The sequence below is a fragment of the Acidiplasma sp. MBA-1 genome, assembly GCF_000949015.1.
Lineage (GTDB): Archaea > Thermoplasmatota > Thermoplasmata > Thermoplasmatales > Thermoplasmataceae > Acidiplasma > Acidiplasma aeolicum.
Genome location: NZ_JYHS01000003.1, coordinates 121,445 through 138,652, shown reverse-complemented (window position 1 = coordinate 138,652; position 17,208 = coordinate 121,445). Strand labels below are relative to the sequence as shown.

Genomic DNA, 17,208 nt, shown 5'->3' with positions numbered 1-17,208 from the left:
AATAAGTAAATGATAATTCTTTTTATATCTTAAACAAATTACTAGCCATGACATATTACTTCAAATGCAGGGATTTGGGATGGGATTGTTCATTTGAGCATCATGCTGAAAAAAGGGAGGATCTTTATCCAAGGATAAGAATACATTTTCACTATGCACATGCAACAAATGAAATTAGCGATGAAATGATGAAAAAAATTGACAGTGTCATTACCGAGGGAGAGAGAAGAGACGATCTTCCAATTTAAGTGTTTAATATGAAGATAGAAAGGATTAAAGGTTTCAGGGATCATTATCCTGAGGATATGGAAATACGCTATTCAGTTTTTACCAGAATAACAAACGTTGCTGAGAATTTTGGATACCAGAGAATAGATTTTCCAAGCCTTGAATATCTTGAAATGTACAAACAGAAATCTGGGAGCGAACTTGTTAGCCAGACCTTTTCATTCACAGATAAGGGTGGAAGGGAGGTTACAATGATACCGGAGGCAACACCATCAACTGTAAGACTTCTAACAGCAAGAAAGGATATACCAAGGCCGGTAAGATGGTATTCATTGCCAAAGGTATGGAGATATGAAGAACCCCAGGAAGGCAGATTCAGGGAGCACTATCAATTTAATGCAGACATGTTTGGTCTGGATTCTGCAGAGGCTGATTCTGAGATCATAGGTCTTGCCGCACAGATACTTGATGAACTCGGGCTTTCAGGTAAGTATCAAATAAATATAAATGACAGACAGGTGATGGAATATATACTTAATGATATGAACATACAAAATATCCATGAGGCATTTTCAGTAATAGATAAATACAGAAAAATAACAAGAGAACAGTTTATTTCCATGATGGCTGAGATTAACGTGGATAAAAAAAATACCGAAAAGATACTTGATCTTCTTTCTGAAAGGCTTGATATTAAAGACTTCGAGAAAAAATTAAAAAGTATATTAAATAATTTTGATGGATTAAAAAACCGTATTGAAAGGCTTAAAACAACATTTTCATATATAAGTTTTTATACAAAAAGTGATATAAAATATGATTTTTCAGTTGTCAGGGGATTATCATATTATACAGGCATAGTATTTGAGGCCTTTGACTCGGTTGGTGAACTCCGTGCAATACTTGGTGGAGGCCGCTATGATGGGCTTTCAACACTATTCTCTGATGAAAATATACCCGCCATTGGTTTTGCCATAGGCGATGCAGTTCTTGAAATATTATTGAAAAAATACAATCTCTGGGAGAAATATATGCGCAAGCAGTCATATTATATATGCAATCTGGGATCCCAATTTATTGAATATTCAATTAATTTGGCATCAAAAATAAGGAAAAGTAATAGAATTGCACTGGTGGACATTACAGGTAGAAAATTATCATCGCAGATAAAGAGCGCAGCCGAATTTGATTTTGCATTAATAATTGGAGAAAACGAGGTAAAATCAGGAACAGTAACATTAAAGGATATGAAGACCGGTGAGCAGAAAACAATCGAAGAGGAAGAATTTTATAAATTATTATAATAATTTATCAATCATTTAGGAAAAATTTATATTCATTTTTACTTTTAACTTCTAATGCCTGAAGGTTTTAACTTTAAAGGGATTCGGGCTCTGCTAGGTAAGTTTGCAGAACCAATTATGATAAAACCAAAAAAAGCAAATGGTTTTATTATGACCTTTAAAATGATATTAGGTGCAGGTCTCTTTGGAGGTGTTGTAACATGGTGACTTCTTTTAACTGGAACTGGGATGCATTTGTAATGGTTATCCTTGCCCTGCTGGCTCTGGCCCTTATTGTTTTTGGGGCACTTACTGCATATTTTGGCAGCAGCAAAAGCAGGATAGTAGGATCTGTATTGCTTATTGTTGGACTTGTAATTGGTATATTTACAATATTCGGGTCATCAAGTGTGGCCCATGTTTCATTTGTATACCAGGTGCTTGAGCCGACAGTATTTTATCTAATAGCGTCCATTATTGGCGTTTTAATTGGATTGTTAATATTCCTTGGCGCCATAATGAAGACCTAAAAATTATTATTTATTGAAAACTTTAATAAAATGTTTGTCATGAGGCTACATGGTTAAACCAGAACAGTTCATAGAGGATGCCAAATTACATATTAAATCACAGCTGAAGGGTAAGGGAATACTGGCATGCTCAGGTGGTCAGGACAGCACACTGCTTTCTGTAATAGCTGGAATGGTTTCACGGGATATACTTGTTATTTTTGTTGACACCGGTTTATTAAGGCTTCATGAGGTGGAAAATGCAGAAAAAATTTTTAAAAAATATAATATCAATTATAAAATTATTGATGCACGGCAGAGGTTCATTCAAAATTTAAAGGGCATTACAGATCCTGAACAGAAGCGGAAGATAGTGGGAAAAACCTTTATAGATGTTTTTGAGGAGGCTGCAAAAGATTTTGGCGCAGAATATCTGCTTCAGGGTACAATAGCACCTGACTGGATAGAAAGTGGCGGGCAGTCCAGAGATACAATTAAAAGCCATCACAACGTTGGTGGACTGCCAGAAAATATGAAATTAAAGCTTATAGAACCACTAAGAGATCTTTATAAGGATGAGGTTAGGGAGGTATCAAAATATCTTGGCATCCCTGAAATTATGCCCTTTCCTGGCCCAGGCCTGTCAATTAGAATAATAGGCGAGGTTACAGAGGAAAAACTTGATCTGATAAGAAAAGCAACAGACATTGTTGAGAGAAATGTTATGGAGAACATGCATGAAAGGCCATGGCAGTACTTTGCCGTTTTACTTCCAGTAAATACAACCGGCGTTCATGGTGATCAGCGTTCATATGGTAAAACTGTTGCAATAAGATTTATTGATACCCTTGATGGAATGACAGGCACCTTTAGCAGGCCGGACTGGAACCTTCTTGAAAAGATATCAACAGAAATAACAGACGAAATCCCTGAGATTAACAGGGTTGTTTATGACATAACAAATAAACCTCCGGCAACAATAGAATGGGAATAATTATATAATAATTTATAATCATAGATAAAATAGGTAGATTTACATGATGGAAGAACAATTACTGATACCAGAAGAAGAATACCAGAAATCTGGTGTCCATATTGGTACACAGATCAAATCAAAGGATATGGATAAATATATATTTAAAATTAGGAACGATGGTTTATACATATTAAATATTAAAAAGACAAATCATGCAATAATAGAAGCAGGAAAAATGCTGGCAAGATACAAACCAGAGGATATCCTTGTTGTGGCCCAGAGACAGTATGCATTCAGACCGGTTGCTAAATTTTCTGAAATAGTTGGGTCAAACTCCATAATAGGCAGGTTTATACCCGGAACATTAACCAATCCGATGCTCAAATCATATTCAAGCGCCAAGGTAATAGTGATAACAGACCCGCTTGCCGATACACAGGCAATGAAGGAGGCAATTAAAATAGGAATACCCATAATAGCACTCTGCGATGCCAACAATAAAACCGACTTTGTTGATTTAATAATTCCAACAAACAATAAGGGAAGGATGTCTCTTGCCCTGATATACTGGCTTCTTGCAAGGGAGGTTTTAAAGGACCGCGGCGACATAAAAACATATGACGACATGCAGGCAAAAATAGATGATTTTGAAGTCCAGATTTAAATATCTTTTATCCTTTTCATTTCTATATATTTTATTTCATTGTTTATAAAGCCGGCAAAAACCATTGATTTTCTAACACTTACTGATAACCTAACAGCCCTGCTAATTTTATACCATTCTTCTTTATCTATTAAACCAATTAAATATTCGGCATGCATATCCATGGATTCAGAATAAATCCTAAAGTGTTCTCCATATTTAAATCCACTTTTTACAATAAAATTTCTTTTAATTAAATCAGCATATAGTTTTTCCTCAGGTGTCATAATTTTATTTTCAACAAATCTTCTTTCAAAGTTATTTAATATGTTTAAAGAATAAAATTTTTCCCCGAACCATTCAGGGGTGTTTAATGAATAATATATGCTGCCTGCATTTTTAATGCATATTTTTTCAGGCATATTCTCAGCCATCCCCATGGGGTCTATATGTTCTGTCATATGATATGTGATGCTATGGTCCTCATCAAGAGTAATAAATATTCCCGGAGTTTCATTGTATAATTCCTCAAATGATACAATATCTGTTTCCCTTTTTAAAATTACAAAATTTGTATAATCCGATTTTTTTGTCTTTTTATAATAAAATTTATTTCCATTTCTTTTTATGTAAAATCCCTTATTCTTTAATATTTCATATACAATGTATATGTATATATCATCTGTAAAGATATTATTTAGAAAAAAATCCAGGTCATTACCATTTAATGATTCAATTTTACCCTTTAAAAACAGGTATAAGGCCTCACATGGATCTAGAAAAAAATCTCCATTTAAGAATTTGCCTATATGATACTTGTTTATAATCTGGGATATACTTATATTTCTTAATTTAAACTCAAATTTCCCACAAAAAATTCCCATTTTTGCATATCACTTATTTTTATTATAAATTTTGTTAAATGTTTTTTCTATAAGTTCAGACAGGATTGGGGAAAAATCCTCCTTTGTATTGTATAAATAATATGATACACCATAGCTTCTGTAGAATTTATCAAGTTCCGGAATCCAGAATTGGGATATATACCTTAAATCAGACTTCATTGCAACCAGGAATATCTCAGAATCTGAAAACAGCTTTACAAAATCTCCAGCCATTTTTAGACTATTTGCATCTGTTATATCCACAGTTAACAAAATAAAAGTGGATTTTGATATAAATTTATCAGATTTTAATTCAAGTGGCGTTTCATAAAAAAGGAGGTCTATATCATATTCATCATCATTTATCCTGCCCTGCACCTTTTTTCTTATAAAACCTTTGGGTGCCACAGGTTTATCAGAGTTATAAACAGCTGCAGATATTAGTGAACTTTTACCCGAATTTTTTGCTCCTGTAACCGTGACCTTCCAAATTGCCTTTTGAACCATTGGCTTTTAATTAATAACCATTATAAAATATTTTTTTATTTTCTTATTCCCATAATAAAAATTTATATATCGTCTTAATATAATTAGCCATGAGTTTTGAATTTTCTGATAACTTAAGGAAGATGAAATCCTCTGAAATTAGGTCTCTATTGAAGTATGTGACCATGCCCGGTATGATATCGTTTGGTGGGGGTCTTCCAAATCCGGAAACTTTCCCCTCCGCAGAACTTAAGGAAATTATGGATGATGTTATAGAGAATTATGCATCCCAGGCTCTGCAGTACGGACAGACAGACGGATTACAGCTGTTAAAAAATGAGATAAGGAAATTTCTAGATAGGGACGAAAATATAAAAACAGATACAGATAACATAATGGTCACCACCGGTTCACAGCAATCACTTTATGCCCTGTCAAAAATATTTGCAAATCCTGGAGATTATGTTATTACAGAGGCACCAACATACGTTGGGATGATATCATCACTAAATGCCAATCTTGTTAACTCAGTATCTGTAAAAATGGACTCAAATGGTATGATTATTGAAGAACTTGAAAAACAACTTGAATATCTAAAATCCATTGGAAAGAAACCAAAGTTCATATACACAATACCCACATTTCAAAACCCTGCAGGATATACAATGACTCTTGATAGGAGAAAACAGCTTTTGGAGATAGCATACGAAAATAATATACCGGTCATAGAGGATAATCCATATGGTGATTTAAGATATTCTGGAACAAAAATTCCCACATTAAAAAGCCTTGATGACCATGATATTGTTACATATCTTGGCACATTCTCAAAGGTGATGTCACCCGGATTAAGAACCGGTTATACAGTATCACAGCCTGAGGTCCTATCAAGATACAATATACTTAAGCAGGCCCTTGATCTGGCAAGTGATTCGTTATCCCAGTACATAGCATATGAGTATCTTAACAGGGGAATAATATATAAGCAGATACCAAAAACCATAGAACTCTATAAAAAGAAGAGGGATATAATGCTGGAATCACTTGATGAACATGTAAAGGACGCTGTCTGGTCAAAGCCTGATGGTGGAATGTTCCTATGGTTAAAACTTAACCATAATATAGATACATCAAAAATGCTTGAAAGGGCACTAAAAAATAAGGTTGCATATATTACAGGTTCTGCATTTTATCAAAACAATCCAGAAATTAACACCATGAGGCTTAATTTTACATATTCCTCTGATTCTGATATAGTGGAGGGTGTCAGGAGGCTTGCAAAAACTATAGAGGAGGAGGTTAAAAACTGATCTTTAAATTTTAAAATATTGGATGGAGTTAAATGTCACATAGAGATATTTTAATAATGTTTTTTTAATTTCCTTATATGTATACTTTGGTGGGTGGCACCTTTAACCATTTTCATAAGGGCCATGAATTAATGCTCAGAACAGCAATAGATACCGGATGCAGGGTGATTATAGGCCTTACCAGTGATGATTATGTCATTGGAAACAAGGAATTTATAATAAAATATCGAACAAGGCTAAAAAGGCTAAAAAAATTTATGGATAAATATACAGATAATTACGAAATTCATGAACTAAATGATAAATTTGGCGAGACATTAAAAATAAAAGAGGCAAATCTCATTGTTTCTCCGGAAACATATTCAACCGCGATTTATATTAATAATAAACGCAATGAAATGAATATGAGGCCATTAAACATAATTAAGGTGCCCTTTGTTCTGGCAGAGGATTTTTTTCCAATTAGCTCCACAAGAATTGAATATGGTGAAATAACAAGAACAGGCAAGAGGAAAAATCCAATTAAAATCTCAATATCCACAAATAATAGTTTAAAAACAATGGCGCTTAGGGATTTTTTAAATAAATTCATGAAAAATTTTGATGTTATTGAGAATCATGAGTATGAAACCGATACAGATCAGCCATACGGTGACGATACGCCAAGGCTCGCAAGGCTCCGTGCCATGAAGGGTTTAAGGGATAATGATTATTCCATTGGCATAGAATCTGGATTGTTTTATAATAAAATAAACAATGTTTATTATGATTTCCATTACTGTGCTGTAATAGACCGTTATAGCAGAATAACCACAGGCGTAAGCAGTGGATTTGAACTGCCTGAAGATATTGTTGATGTGGTAAGGTCAGGCCTGTCCGTATCCGATGCAATAAAGGAGATATATAATATACCTGATATCGGTAAAAGGGAGGGTATTATAGGTTTAATATCAAATTACAATATAAAAAGGTATGACCTTATAATGGAATCCATTAGAAATGCCTTTATAGTGAGATTCAGGCCGGACCTTTATAATATATTTGATTTTAGATGGATGAAATAAAAATACCAATTTACCAGAGATTAAAAAATCTCATTATATGTTTAAATATAAAAATTATAAAAACAAAAAGAATTTCATTTATTTTTATAAATAAACCTTTCAAAAACTTTTATAAATCGCTATGGAAAATAATATATTGTTAATATTCATATTTATCTATAATGAGAAATAATGGTAGCTCAATAATGCCGCTTCACTATGGCCACCCGCCTGAATACCTTTATAAAAGAATGGTTGAGCTTGGTGGCATAATATCAGATATTATGATAGAAAATTATAGCACAGATTTTTTCCTTGAAAAACTTGCCGATCCATTCTGGTTTCACTCACTTTCACTTGCCATAGGCTTTGACTGGAATTCGAGTGGTACAACCACTGCAACGCTGAGTGCACTTAAGGAATATCTAAATAAAAAGGATGAGGTTAAAATCCTGGGAGGGAAGGGCAGGCATCTAAACTCTATTAGAGAGGAATTTGATAAACTTGAACAGGATGGGAATATTAAATCAGGCATTTTATCTAAGATCCGTGAGGATTCAAGGATTATTGGAAAAATAGACAATAAGGTTCTTCAGGATGGATTTGATCTTTACATGCAGTTTATTATTCTGGATTATAATGGCAATTATGCTGTTATTAACCAGGGCATGAATCAAAAAATTGGTCTGGCCAGGCGCTATCACTGGATTAAAAATAATATCGATTTTTACAGCGATAAAAGGAATGGAATTGCCGGTTTTGAAAATTCAAACATACTTGATCTTTCAACGTCAAAAAGTGAGCAGAATAGGAAGGATATTATTTCATTGATTAAGGAGAATCCAGTTAACTATATGAGACAGAGAACACTTGATAATTACATGGAATCACGCCCCGTTCTTGATTTAAATTTTAAGATAAACTGGGAAAAAATGAAGATGCTTTATGAATACAATCCTGATAACTTTGGAGAACTAATAAACATAAAAGGGGTGGATAAATCCACCATTAGGGCTCTGTCATATCTTGCTGAACTTGTATATGGCGATAAACCCTCATTTACAGATCCTGTTAAGTTCTCATTCTGTCTGGGCGGTAAGGATGGAGTCCCAAAGCCTGTTAACATACATGATTATGATATTGCCATTGATTTTTATAAACAGATATTAAATGGAAATACATACTATAAAAACGTATCAAGAAATCTTGCAAAAATGAGCTTTGCTAGGTCAGGAAAAATATAATTCATGCACATAAATTTTTTAAAAATATAAATACGCTGCATTTTTTATTAATAAAAAGTTAAATTTCATTTTATTATATAGTTGCAATGAATGAACAAAAAATTATGGTTAACTGTGCATTACCCTATGCCAACGGGCCACTGCATCTCGGACATCTGGCAGGTGCATATCTTGGTGCGGATATATTTGTACGTTTCAGCAGGTTATCGGGTACAGAGGTAATGTTCATATCTGGCAGTGATGAATACGGCACTCCCATTACAATAACAGCCGAAAAAAATAATAAAAGACCACAGGAAATAGCAGATAAATATCATTCAGAACATATGGAAACATTCAGAAATGTTGATATTATCTTCGATAAATTTACAAGAACAACAGACGCTGAACATGTTAAGGACGTTGATGAATTTTTTATGAACCTTCTGGAGAAGGGATTTCTTGAAAAAAGATATATGGTATCACCATACTGCAGAAAATCAAATAGGTTTATGCCGGACAGGTATATAGAGGGAACATGCCCATACTGTGGTTATAAGGAGGCCAGGGGCGACCAGTGTGATAACTGTGGACGTACACTTGACCCAATAGAACTTATTGATCCTGTGTGCAAAATTGGTGGGGAAAGGCCAGAATTCAGGGAAACAGAGCATTATTTTTTAATGCTAAATAAACTTCAGGACTCACTTCTTGAATACCTTGGTACCAAGGATTTTTGGAAACCAAATGTGTTAAAATATACAAAGAATTTTGTAAGTGATGGTCTCAAGCCACGGGCAATTACAAGGGATCTTGACTGGGGTGTCCCAATACCAATAAATGGTTATGAACATAAAAAAATATATGTCTGGTTTGAGGCTTTAATAGGCTATATCACAGGTGCAAGGGAATATTCCACGGAAATTGGCAACCCTGAATACTGGAAATCATTCTGGCTTGATAAGAATATAAAATCATATTATTTTATTGGCAAGGATAACATACCATTTCATACAATTATCTGGCCTGCAATGCTAATAGCCCATGGAGATTATAATCTACCTTATAATGTTCCGGCAAATGAGTATCTCAGATTCCAGGGTGAACAGTTTTCTAAAAGCAGGGGCATAGGTTTTACTGTAAATGAAATTTTAAAGATAGCGGATAAAAACTCATTAAGATATTATATGGCATCAATACTCCCTGAAACAGGGGATTCTGATTTTTCCATGAGGGAATTTCAGGACAAGGTTAATTCGGAACTGGTGGACAAGTTTGGCAATTATATTTACAGGCTTATAAGTTTTATTGATAAAAATAAGTTAAGCATACATAAACCTGAAAAGTTATCCGGGGAAAATAAAAAAATCCTTGATATGTTTAAGGAAAAATTTGATCAGTATAGTCAGGAGGTATCTGAAATACATATAAAGAGGGGTCTTCAAATATGGCTTGAACTGGTTATATCCGCAAATCAGTATTTTAATAACGCGCAGCCATGGAAGATAATAAAAGAGAATAAGGAAGCATGCAATGATATACTTTATACTTCATTAAAAATTGCACAGTACCTCATATTAATGATTTATCCATATGTCCCAACGGGTGCCTCTGAGGTTTGGTCAATGATAAATAATACAGTGAAAATAGAGGGCAGTACATTTGAAAAATTACTTTCAATAGATGAATTTGCAATAAAAAAACAGAATCCACCATTTACAAAACTTGATTTTGGCGAGGTTATTAACAATTAATTTATAAAAATAATATATATTTATCATAATATTCGAAACATTTATGTAATATTATTTAATACAGTTTATGCTTTAAATGATTTTTATGATGTTGACAAAATTTGAAAAGGCGAGAATAATTGGTGCCAGGGCATTGCAAATTGCAATGGGTGCACCTGTGATTATAGATATTTCCCCTGACATCATTGATCCCATTGAAATTGCAATGTGTGAATTTAATAACAATGTTATACCAATTACCATAAAAAGAAAAGAATAAAAAATATTATTATTTATATATATTTTTGTCAAAATTAAAACTAAAAAATATTAAATCTGTGCATATTATATGCTATTATGTTTACAAGACGTGGCGATTCCGGGGAAACCGATACCGGCCTGAGAATAAGGGTTGGTAAGGATTCCCCCATGGTGGACCTCGAGGGAACCCTTGATGAATTAAACACATTTGTTGGTTTTGCCCTCATAAATTCAAAATGGGAAGACATAAAAAATGATCTAAAAAAAATTCAGAACGACATCTTTGTTATTGGTGAGGATATAACTGCAGAAAGCACCCACAGAACAATTAAGGATGAGGATGTAAGGTGGCTTGAGGAATCTGTGAAAAAATACCGTGAAGAAATTGGTAAAATACACCTTTTTATTGTTCCAGATGGTGATATTTCCGCAGTTTCACTTCATATGGCAAGGGCCGTTGCCAGAAGAACAGAAAGGCTTGCAGTATATGTATCCAAGAAAATGCAGGTAAATAAATATATTTTAATTTATTTAAACAGACTTTCATCACTTCTTTTTATGCATGCACTTGCATCGAACAAAAGGCTTGGCATTGAGGAGAGAATTTGGGATATTAAAAGAACCTCATAGAAATATTATATATAAATTATTTCTTAAATGTAGACCTTATGGCTTTTATAATAATTTGATGTCGTCTATATTTATTTTCTGGAATTCCCCAAAGTAGTCAGCCAGTGACGAAACTATTGCCTCTATGGCCTTATCTCTTGGTATATCAACATAGGACATAACGCTGTTATCAAGTCCACAGGGGTTTATTAGATTAAAGCCATTGACAGCCTCCTGTCCTATATTTAGGGCAATACCGTGATATGAAATATTATCTTTTACTGCGAGTCCAATTGAGGCAACCTTCTTTTTTCCCTTTTCAGTTTCTATCCATATACCGGGCTCCTCATCCAGCATGGCCGAATACCCAAAGGAACCCAGCATCTTAATGTATGCATTTTCAATATTTTCAAGGAATTTCCTGATTTCCCTCCTGCCATCAATATTTACATCGAAGATAAAATAATTTACTATCTGGCCGGGGCCATGATATGTAACATCGCCACCCCTGTCAGTTTTATATACATTAACATTTTCATAGTTTTTTGGGTCTGCCTTTCTTCCTATGGTGTATATGCTGTTATGCTCAACAAAAAGTGCGGTATTTGGTATTTTATCATTTTTTCTTAATTCCACAAGGTGGTACTGTAATCGAAGGCATTTCTCATAATCCATGCGTTTTAAATCAATATAATAATTAATCATTTTCGCATGCATCCTTAATGCCCTCAGATACCGTGGGATGGGGATGTACGGTCATAAACATATCATCCAGTGTTAAACCAGATTCAACGGCCAGCCCAATTTCAGCTATAATCTCTGAGGATCTTGGCGCTGCGATACCCGCACCACTTATTGTCCCATCATCATTGTAATATACCCTAAAGAAGCCATCCTGCTGGTTCATTGTCAGTGTTCTGGGATTTGCCATGGCAGGTATCTGCTTATATTTATCTGTTGTTTTACCTGTAAATGCTATTTCCGGGTCTGTATAAACCACCATTGGCATGGATTTATAATCCACCACTGTATCATTGCCAAGAATATTTTCAGATGCAACATAGGCATCATAAAATGCCTTATGTGCAAGCATGGGCATTCCTGAAACATCGCCTATGGCATAAACATTATCCACACTTGTTCTTTTATGCTGGTCCGTTTTTATAAACCGCCCATCCATTTCAAGATTGAGGTTTTCTAGGCCATATCCCTGTGTATTTGGCATTCTGCCAACGGCCATTAAAACGGTTTCCGCAATTATATCGCCGGAATTTTCTATTTTTACAGTATAATTCTTGTTCTTTTTCACACCAAGAACCCTGCTACTGGTTAAAATTTTTATTCCAAGATCTCTGAGCCTTTTATCAACTGCCCTAGAAAGATATTCATCAACCTCAGGAAGTATCCTATCCTTCATTTCAACAATATATACATCAGAACCAAGTTTCCTGAATGCCGTACCCATCTCAATGCCTATATAACCGCCACCAATAACAACAAGTGTTTCTGGTATATGGTCTATTGCGAGAATTTCACGGTTATAATAAACATCATCTATACCTTTTATTTTTACAGGTACAGAACCGGTATCAAGAATTAAATAATCTGCAGTATAATTTTTACCATCTACATTAACCGTATTTTTATTGACTATTTTTCCCTCCCCGTAAAGCACAGTGGCGCCGCTGGCCTTGCATGCACCCTCAGCACCGCCTGTAATTTTCTTTATCATTGAATCTTTCCATGCCTGCCAGTCCTTCATGTTGAGTTTATAATCAAGGGTCATGCCAGGCATATTTTTTAGGTAAAATATATTTTCAGAGAGTTCTATTAATGCCTTTGATGGTATGCACCCATAGTTTAGGCATTCACCACCGAATTTCTCTTTCTCAATAATAAGAACCTTTTTCTTTTTTTTGGCCAGATGCAGGGCAGCAAGATAACCACCTGCACCTGCACCAAGAATTATTACATCATAATCCATTTTTAATCACCAATAAATGCCATGGGGTGCTCAAGTATTTCCTTTACCCTCTGAAGATATCTGGCCGCCTCAGCACCGTCGATTAACCTGTGATCACATGCCAGGGTTAGATACAGACCTGTTTTCATTTCATTGTTGATTATTGCTGTTGTTCTGGAGTTTACTGCAAGTATGGCAACCTCCGGATAATTTATTACAGGTGTTGACATAATACCGCCTATTGCACCTATATTGGTTATTGAAAATGTGGAACCACGCACCTCATCCAGTGTAAGTGTATTATTTCTGGCCTTTTCAGCAAGGTCCTTAATTTCCTTTGAGATTGTAAACAAATCCTTTTTATCGGCATCCTTTATCACCACAACAGTTAAACCATACGGTGAGTCCACAGCAACACCTATATTGTATGCCTTTTTAATGGTATAATTTTTGTCATTCTCATTGTATATGGCATTTAATTTTGGAAAATCCTTAAATGCAATGGTGCATGCCTTAACAAAGAATGACGTAAAACTCAGATACTCCTTTTTTGCATAATATTCTATGGTTTTTTGTATTTCCTGGGTTTCCACAAAATCAGTTACAGTGAAATGTGGCATTATCTGTTTTGATTTTGTCATTTTATCAAAAATTACCTTTCTGATGCCACTTACATTGAAAATTTCATCACCTGCAGCAGGATTTTCCGGTTTTTTTACCTCTGTTTTCTGCGCAGTGGTATTTTTAAGGTATGCGTCAATATCGTCCTTTGTTATTCTGCCATCAGGACCGGTTGGTTTTACCTTTAATATATCAACATTTTTTGACCTGGCATAGGCCCTTACAGATGGTGTGGCCTTCACAGACGGTATGTTCTCATTATTAACAGAGTATACCTGTTCAGTTTTTGGCTGTTCCTCCACTGGTTTATTCTCCGTGGTTACCTCATTTGATTCATCCGGTGAATCTATCTGGACTATCGGATCACCGATATTTACTGTTTTGCCCTCTGGAACCAGAATTTTTGAAATCTTTCCTGATACCGGGGCAGGTATTCTCACAGTAATCTTATCAGTCATAACCTCAACAATGTCCTGATCCTTTTTTATGGTATCTCCTTCCTTAACATCCCATTTTACTATTTCTCCTTCCTGTATCCCCTCGCCGATTGGTGGTAATTTTAATGTATACATAACATCACCTGTATTGCAAAACTTTATTTATTGCTTTCATTATTTTTTGCTCATTTGGCACATAATAATCCTCAAGCGCGAATGGCACAGGTATATCAAGGCTTGAAACTCTTAATATTGGTGCTGCAAGATAATCAATTGCCCTTTCCGCTATGGTTGCAGAAATTTCAGCACTTACGCCAAATAACCTTGGGGATTCTGTAACTATAACCGCCCTTGAGGTTTTTTTCACACTATTTAAAATGGCATCAACATCAAAGGGGTTTATTGTTCTTAAATCAATAACATCCGCATTTACATTGTTCTTGTTTACAGTATCCATGACAAGCGGAACTGTTGGTCCATATGTTATAATTGTAAGGTCATCACCCTCCTTTAAAATATTAGCCTTTCTTAGGTCAACTGTATAGTAATCGTCCGGGACATCCCCCTTTGTTGCATAATAAAGCCTTTTAGGCTCCAAAAATATAACCGGATCATTAAGCTCTATCGATGATAATAATAAACCCTTGGCGTCATATGGATTTGATGGTGTTACAACAGTTAAACCCTGCGTGTGGGCAAAGTATGCCTCTCCAGCCTGTGAATGGTAGGGCCCGCCGTGAACACCCCCAGCGTAGGGTGTTCTAAGAACCATTGGAAGTGTGTAATCTCCATTGGTTCTGTACCTTAGCTTTGCCATCTGGTTTATTATCTGATCCATTGCTGTGTATATAAAATCCTGAAACTGTATTTCAGGTATTGCCTTTAGGCCGGCCATGGACATTCCAATTCCAAACCCAACTATTCCTAGTTCTGCAAGTGGTGTATCCAGAACCCTTTCCTTTCCATATTTTGCCAGAAGCCCATCAGTTACCCTGAAGACACCGCCATCTACGCCAACATCCTCTCCCATTAAAATTATTGAATCATCCCTTTCCATTGCATTGTCAAGCGCACTGTTAAGTGCCTTTACCATTGTCATTGTGGTCATTCTATATCACCCCTTTCCTCAGTTATATACCATGGGTCTGTTTCATATAAATTATCCAGTATTGTTTTTTTATCAGGTTTTGGTGCTTTTTCATATTTGTCTACAAGTTTGCTTGTCAAATCATCAATTTCATTGTTTATATCCTGAATTTTCTTCTCCGTGAGAATACCCATGTCCTTCAATATTTTCTGGTTTACAATAAGAGGATCCTTATCACTCCCCTCTGGAACCTCGTCCTTTCTGTATTTATTGGGATCATCAGCAGTGGAGTGCGGCCCCATTCTGTATGTCATTGCCTCTATCAGCACTGGCCCATTGGAAGCATTTTCAAGCGCCTTTCTTGTTTGCTTATAAACCTCCAAAAAGCTTGTGCCGTCAATTCTTATGCCCTCAAAACCATAGGCCTCCGCCTTTTTATATATTGGGCCTCTTGTCTCCTCGTATGCATCTGACTGCCCCTCCTCATTTGGATATGTTGGCACAGATATTGCAAATCCATTATTTTCACACAAAAATACCATAGGAAGGTCATAAACACCTGCAAAGTTCATTGCAACATGGAAATCTGGTGTTGATGTTGCCCCATCTCCAAAGGTTGTCAATACCGCTCCATCAGACTTTCTATATTTCTTTGCATATGCAATTCCGGCAGCCGACATGAGGTGTCCTGCCACGGGTGTTATTACAGCCCCTATATTGTATTTTTTAAATGAGACATGATCCGGCATATCCCTGCCAAGCTCATTATCTGATGCATTGGAAAAAACCTGGGACATTATCATATCCATGGGAATTCCAAGCTGGACCAGTGCACCAAAATCCCTGTAGTATGGATAAAAATAATCAATATTCCTCAATGCAAGGCCAATACCAATATGTATGGCCTCATGCCCCATCAGTGGTATGTAAAACGGCAAAAACCCCTGCCTGCTTGCATTTAGCATCTTTTTATCCAGCATTCTTTCCATTACAAGATTCCTGTAAGCCTCCAACACCTTTTCATTACTAATATCTGCCTCTTCAATCATAATTTCCACCTCCATTCAGCATTCCCTTTACGTACGCCTCCGCTGCCCTGTAGGATGTTCTTACCAACGGGCCTGAGGCAACGTAATCAAAACCCATTTTATATCCACTTTCCTCGAAATATTTAAATCTCTCAATTGGGGAATATTCCACTACCTCGAGCTGTTTTTTTGTTGGCCTTAGATACTGCCCCACAGTTAAAATGTTAACGCCCGCATTCCTAAGATCCTTCATGGCCTCAATGACCTCCTCATCAGTCTCTCCAAGTCCAATCATTATTGATGACTTTGTAATCATCTTTTTATTAACGGATTTAACATATTTAAGAACGTTTAGGCTCTGATCGTACCCGGCCCTTGGGTCCCTTACGTGTGGCGTAAGCCTGCGTACTGTCTCTATATTATGTGCAATGACGTCAGGGGCGGCATTTATTATTTTATCAATAAACTCATGGATTCCGCTAAAATCTGGTATTAAAACCTCTATTTTAACATTAGCTGTTTTAAGTTTAGATATTACATTGGCAAAAGCCTGTGACCCCTTATCTGGAAGGTCATCACGGTCAACAGAGGTAATGACAACAAAATCCAGCCTCATTAATTTTACAGCCTCATAAACCTTCTGTGGTTCATCTGGATCAATTGGTAGCATTTTTCCATGGGTAACCGCACAGAATCTGCACCCACGCGAGCAGTTAGACCCAAGAATCATAAAAGTTGCTGTACCACTCTCCCAGCATTCCCCCATATTTGGACAGTGTGCCTCCTCACATACTGTATACAGTGTACGTGATTTTAATGTATTTTTTATAAATGAATATCTATCGCCAGAAGGCAGTTTCACACTGTACGGTACCTTAATCATT

Annotated in this window: 20 protein-coding genes; 12 read left to right on the top strand and 8 right to left on the bottom strand. The window is 35.7% G+C overall.

Annotation, left to right across the window (positions count from 1 at the left end; all coding sequences use genetic code 11):
* The first annotated feature begins 47 nt into the window (after positions 1–47).
* The 6 genes from TZ01_RS06440 to rpsB are packed head-to-tail and all read left to right on the top strand — an operon-like array spanning position 48 to position 3,660.
* Positions 48–248 (top strand): DUF1059 domain-containing protein, encoded by a 201-nt coding sequence (locus tag TZ01_RS06440; RefSeq protein WP_048101987.1) that lies wholly within the window; start codon positions 48–50, stop codon positions 246–248.
* A gap of 9 nt (positions 249–257) precedes the next feature.
* Positions 258–1,532: a histidine--tRNA ligase gene (gene hisS, locus TZ01_RS06435; RefSeq protein WP_048101986.1), complete on the top strand. Its 1,275-nt coding sequence runs from the start codon at positions 258–260 to the stop codon at positions 1,530–1,532.
* Between the two features lie 54 nt (positions 1,533–1,586).
* Entirely contained in the window at positions 1,587–1,739 is a 153-nt protein-coding gene (locus TZ01_RS09610; RefSeq protein ID WP_156150333.1) for a hypothetical protein, read from the top strand.
* A complete protein-coding gene (locus tag TZ01_RS06430; RefSeq protein ID WP_048101985.1) occupies positions 1,733–2,041 on the top strand; it encodes a hypothetical protein in 309 nt (102 codons plus the stop codon). Before TZ01_RS09610 ends, TZ01_RS06430 begins: the two co-directional genes overlap by 7 nt.
* A gap of 49 nt (positions 2,042–2,090) precedes the next feature.
* The gene (guaA, locus tag TZ01_RS06425) at positions 2,091–3,014 is read left to right on the top strand and encodes a glutamine-hydrolyzing GMP synthase (RefSeq protein ID WP_048101984.1); all 924 of its coding nucleotides are present in this window, start codon (positions 2,091–2,093) and stop codon (positions 3,012–3,014) included.
* Positions 3,015–3,060: 46 nt separating this feature from the next.
* Entirely contained in the window at positions 3,061–3,660 is a 600-nt protein-coding gene (gene rpsB / locus TZ01_RS06420; protein ID WP_369796406.1) for a 30S ribosomal protein S2, read from the top strand.
* Here rpsB and TZ01_RS06415 read toward each other — a convergent pair.
* Together TZ01_RS06415 and TZ01_RS06410 are read right to left on the bottom strand one after the other, a co-directional pair.
* The gene (locus tag TZ01_RS06415) at positions 3,657–4,523 is read right to left on the bottom strand and encodes a hypothetical protein (RefSeq protein WP_048101982.1); all 867 of its coding nucleotides are present in this window, start codon (positions 4,521–4,523) and stop codon (positions 3,657–3,659) included. The genes rpsB and TZ01_RS06415 overlap by 4 nt on opposite strands.
* A 9-nt stretch (positions 4,524–4,532) precedes the next feature.
* On the bottom strand, positions 4,533–5,030 hold the full coding sequence (locus TZ01_RS06410; protein ID WP_048101981.1) for a GTPase domain-containing protein: 498 nt from the start codon (positions 5,028–5,030) through the stop codon (positions 4,533–4,535).
* An 89-nt stretch (positions 5,031–5,119) separates the two neighbouring features.
* Between TZ01_RS06410 and TZ01_RS06405 the strand changes: the two genes are divergently transcribed.
* The 6 genes from TZ01_RS06405 to TZ01_RS06380 all read left to right on the top strand — a co-directional run bounded on the left by TZ01_RS06405 (position 5,120) and on the right by TZ01_RS06380 (position 11,209).
* Positions 5,120–6,319 (top strand): PLP-dependent aminotransferase family protein, encoded by a 1,200-nt coding sequence (locus TZ01_RS06405; protein ID WP_048101980.1) that lies wholly within the window; start codon positions 5,120–5,122, stop codon positions 6,317–6,319.
* 77 nt (positions 6,320–6,396) lie between these two features.
* Entirely contained in the window at positions 6,397–7,383 is a 987-nt protein-coding gene (locus tag TZ01_RS06400; RefSeq protein WP_048101979.1) for a pantetheine-phosphate adenylyltransferase, read from the top strand.
* A gap of 161 nt (positions 7,384–7,544) precedes the next feature.
* Complete coding sequence (locus TZ01_RS06395; RefSeq protein ID WP_048101978.1) at positions 7,545–8,606, top strand: DUF763 domain-containing protein; 1,062 nt, start codon at positions 7,545–7,547, stop codon at positions 8,604–8,606.
* An 86-nt stretch (positions 8,607–8,692) separates the two neighbouring features.
* A complete protein-coding gene (gene metG, locus TZ01_RS06390) occupies positions 8,693–10,339 on the top strand; it encodes a methionine--tRNA ligase (RefSeq protein ID WP_048101977.1) in 1,647 nt (548 codons plus the stop codon).
* An 85-nt stretch (positions 10,340–10,424) separates the two neighbouring features.
* Positions 10,425–10,598: a DNA-directed RNA polymerase subunit K gene (locus TZ01_RS06385; protein ID WP_048101976.1), complete on the top strand. Its 174-nt coding sequence runs from the start codon at positions 10,425–10,427 to the stop codon at positions 10,596–10,598.
* Between the two features lie 77 nt (positions 10,599–10,675).
* Positions 10,676–11,209 carry a cob(I)yrinic acid a,c-diamide adenosyltransferase gene (locus tag TZ01_RS06380; protein ID WP_048101975.1) on the top strand — a complete coding sequence of 178 codons (534 nt, stop codon included), beginning with the start codon at positions 10,676–10,678 and terminating at the stop codon, positions 11,207–11,209.
* A gap of 45 nt (positions 11,210–11,254) precedes the next feature.
* On the opposite strand, the gene lipB is transcribed toward TZ01_RS06380, so the two are convergent.
* The 6 genes from lipB to lipA are packed head-to-tail and all read right to left on the bottom strand — an operon-like array spanning position 11,255 to position 17,207.
* Positions 11,255–11,893, bottom strand: a complete 639-nt coding sequence (gene lipB, locus TZ01_RS06375) for a lipoyl(octanoyl) transferase LipB (RefSeq protein WP_231563435.1) — start codon at positions 11,891–11,893, stop codon at positions 11,255–11,257.
* Positions 11,886–13,172: a dihydrolipoyl dehydrogenase gene (gene lpdA / locus TZ01_RS06370; protein ID WP_048101973.1), complete on the bottom strand. Its 1,287-nt coding sequence runs from the start codon at positions 13,170–13,172 to the stop codon at positions 11,886–11,888. The genes lipB and lpdA overlap by 8 nt, the downstream gene beginning before the upstream one ends.
* 2 nt (positions 13,173–13,174) lie before the next feature.
* Positions 13,175–14,344, bottom strand: a complete 1,170-nt coding sequence (locus TZ01_RS06365) for a dihydrolipoamide acetyltransferase family protein (RefSeq protein WP_048101972.1) — start codon at positions 14,342–14,344, stop codon at positions 13,175–13,177.
* Positions 14,345–14,348: 4 nt separating this feature from the next.
* Positions 14,349–15,317 carry an alpha-ketoacid dehydrogenase subunit beta gene (locus tag TZ01_RS06360; protein ID WP_052656812.1) on the bottom strand — a complete coding sequence of 323 codons (969 nt, stop codon included), beginning with the start codon at positions 15,315–15,317 and terminating at the stop codon, positions 14,349–14,351.
* Positions 15,314–16,345: a thiamine pyrophosphate-dependent dehydrogenase E1 component subunit alpha gene (locus tag TZ01_RS06355; RefSeq protein WP_048102175.1), complete on the bottom strand. Its 1,032-nt coding sequence runs from the start codon at positions 16,343–16,345 to the stop codon at positions 15,314–15,316. The genes TZ01_RS06360 and TZ01_RS06355 overlap by 4 nt, the downstream gene beginning before the upstream one ends.
* Positions 16,338–17,207 (bottom strand): lipoyl synthase, encoded by an 870-nt coding sequence (gene lipA / locus TZ01_RS06350; RefSeq protein ID WP_052656810.1) that lies wholly within the window; start codon positions 17,205–17,207, stop codon positions 16,338–16,340. Before lipA ends, TZ01_RS06355 begins: the two co-directional genes overlap by 8 nt.
* Position 17,208: the final 1 nt, after the last annotated feature.

What these genes read in the sequence shown, in the direction of transcription:
- TZ01_RS06440 (WP_048101987.1), top strand. Translation starts at nt 48, where the DNA reads ATGACATATTACTTCAAATGCAGGGATTTGGGATGGGATTGTTCATTT.
- hisS (WP_048101986.1), top strand. Translation starts at nt 258, where the DNA reads ATGAAGATAGAAAGGATTAAAGGTTTCAGGGATCATTATCCTGAGGAT.
- TZ01_RS09610 (WP_156150333.1), top strand. Translation starts at nt 1,587, where the DNA reads ATGCCTGAAGGTTTTAACTTTAAAGGGATTCGGGCTCTGCTAGGTAAG.
- TZ01_RS06430 (WP_048101985.1), top strand. Translation starts at nt 1,733, where the DNA reads ATGGTGACTTCTTTTAACTGGAACTGGGATGCATTTGTAATGGTTATC.
- guaA (WP_048101984.1), top strand. Translation starts at nt 2,091, where the DNA reads ATGGTTAAACCAGAACAGTTCATAGAGGATGCCAAATTACATATTAAA.
- rpsB (WP_369796406.1), top strand. Translation starts at nt 3,061, where the DNA reads ATGGAAGAACAATTACTGATACCAGAAGAAGAATACCAGAAATCTGGT.
- TZ01_RS06415 (WP_048101982.1), bottom strand. Translation starts at nt 4,523, where the DNA reads ATGGGAATTTTTTGTGGGAAATTTGAGTTTAAATTAAGAAATATAAGT.
- TZ01_RS06410 (WP_048101981.1), bottom strand. Translation starts at nt 5,030, where the DNA reads ATGGTTCAAAAGGCAATTTGGAAGGTCACGGTTACAGGAGCAAAAAAT.
- TZ01_RS06405 (WP_048101980.1), top strand. Translation starts at nt 5,120, where the DNA reads ATGAGTTTTGAATTTTCTGATAACTTAAGGAAGATGAAATCCTCTGAA.
- TZ01_RS06400 (WP_048101979.1), top strand. Translation starts at nt 6,397, where the DNA reads ATGTATACTTTGGTGGGTGGCACCTTTAACCATTTTCATAAGGGCCAT.
- TZ01_RS06395 (WP_048101978.1), top strand. Translation starts at nt 7,545, where the DNA reads ATGAGAAATAATGGTAGCTCAATAATGCCGCTTCACTATGGCCACCCG.
- metG (WP_048101977.1), top strand. Translation starts at nt 8,693, where the DNA reads ATGAATGAACAAAAAATTATGGTTAACTGTGCATTACCCTATGCCAAC.
- TZ01_RS06385 (WP_048101976.1), top strand. Translation starts at nt 10,425, where the DNA reads ATGATGTTGACAAAATTTGAAAAGGCGAGAATAATTGGTGCCAGGGCA.
- TZ01_RS06380 (WP_048101975.1), top strand. Translation starts at nt 10,676, where the DNA reads ATGTTTACAAGACGTGGCGATTCCGGGGAAACCGATACCGGCCTGAGA.
- lipB (WP_231563435.1), bottom strand. Translation starts at nt 11,893, where the DNA reads ATGATTAATTATTATATTGATTTAAAACGCATGGATTATGAGAAATGC.
- lpdA (WP_048101973.1), bottom strand. Translation starts at nt 13,172, where the DNA reads ATGGATTATGATGTAATAATTCTTGGTGCAGGTGCAGGTGGTTATCTT.
- TZ01_RS06365 (WP_048101972.1), bottom strand. Translation starts at nt 14,344, where the DNA reads ATGTATACATTAAAATTACCACCAATCGGCGAGGGGATACAGGAAGGA.
- TZ01_RS06360 (WP_052656812.1), bottom strand. Translation starts at nt 15,317, where the DNA reads ATGACCACAATGACAATGGTAAAGGCACTTAACAGTGCGCTTGACAAT.
- TZ01_RS06355 (WP_048102175.1), bottom strand. Translation starts at nt 16,345, where the DNA reads ATGATTGAAGAGGCAGATATTAGTAATGAAAAGGTGTTGGAGGCTTAC.
- lipA (WP_052656810.1), bottom strand. Translation starts at nt 17,207, where the DNA reads ATGATTAAGGTACCGTACAGTGTGAAACTGCCTTCTGGCGATAGATAT.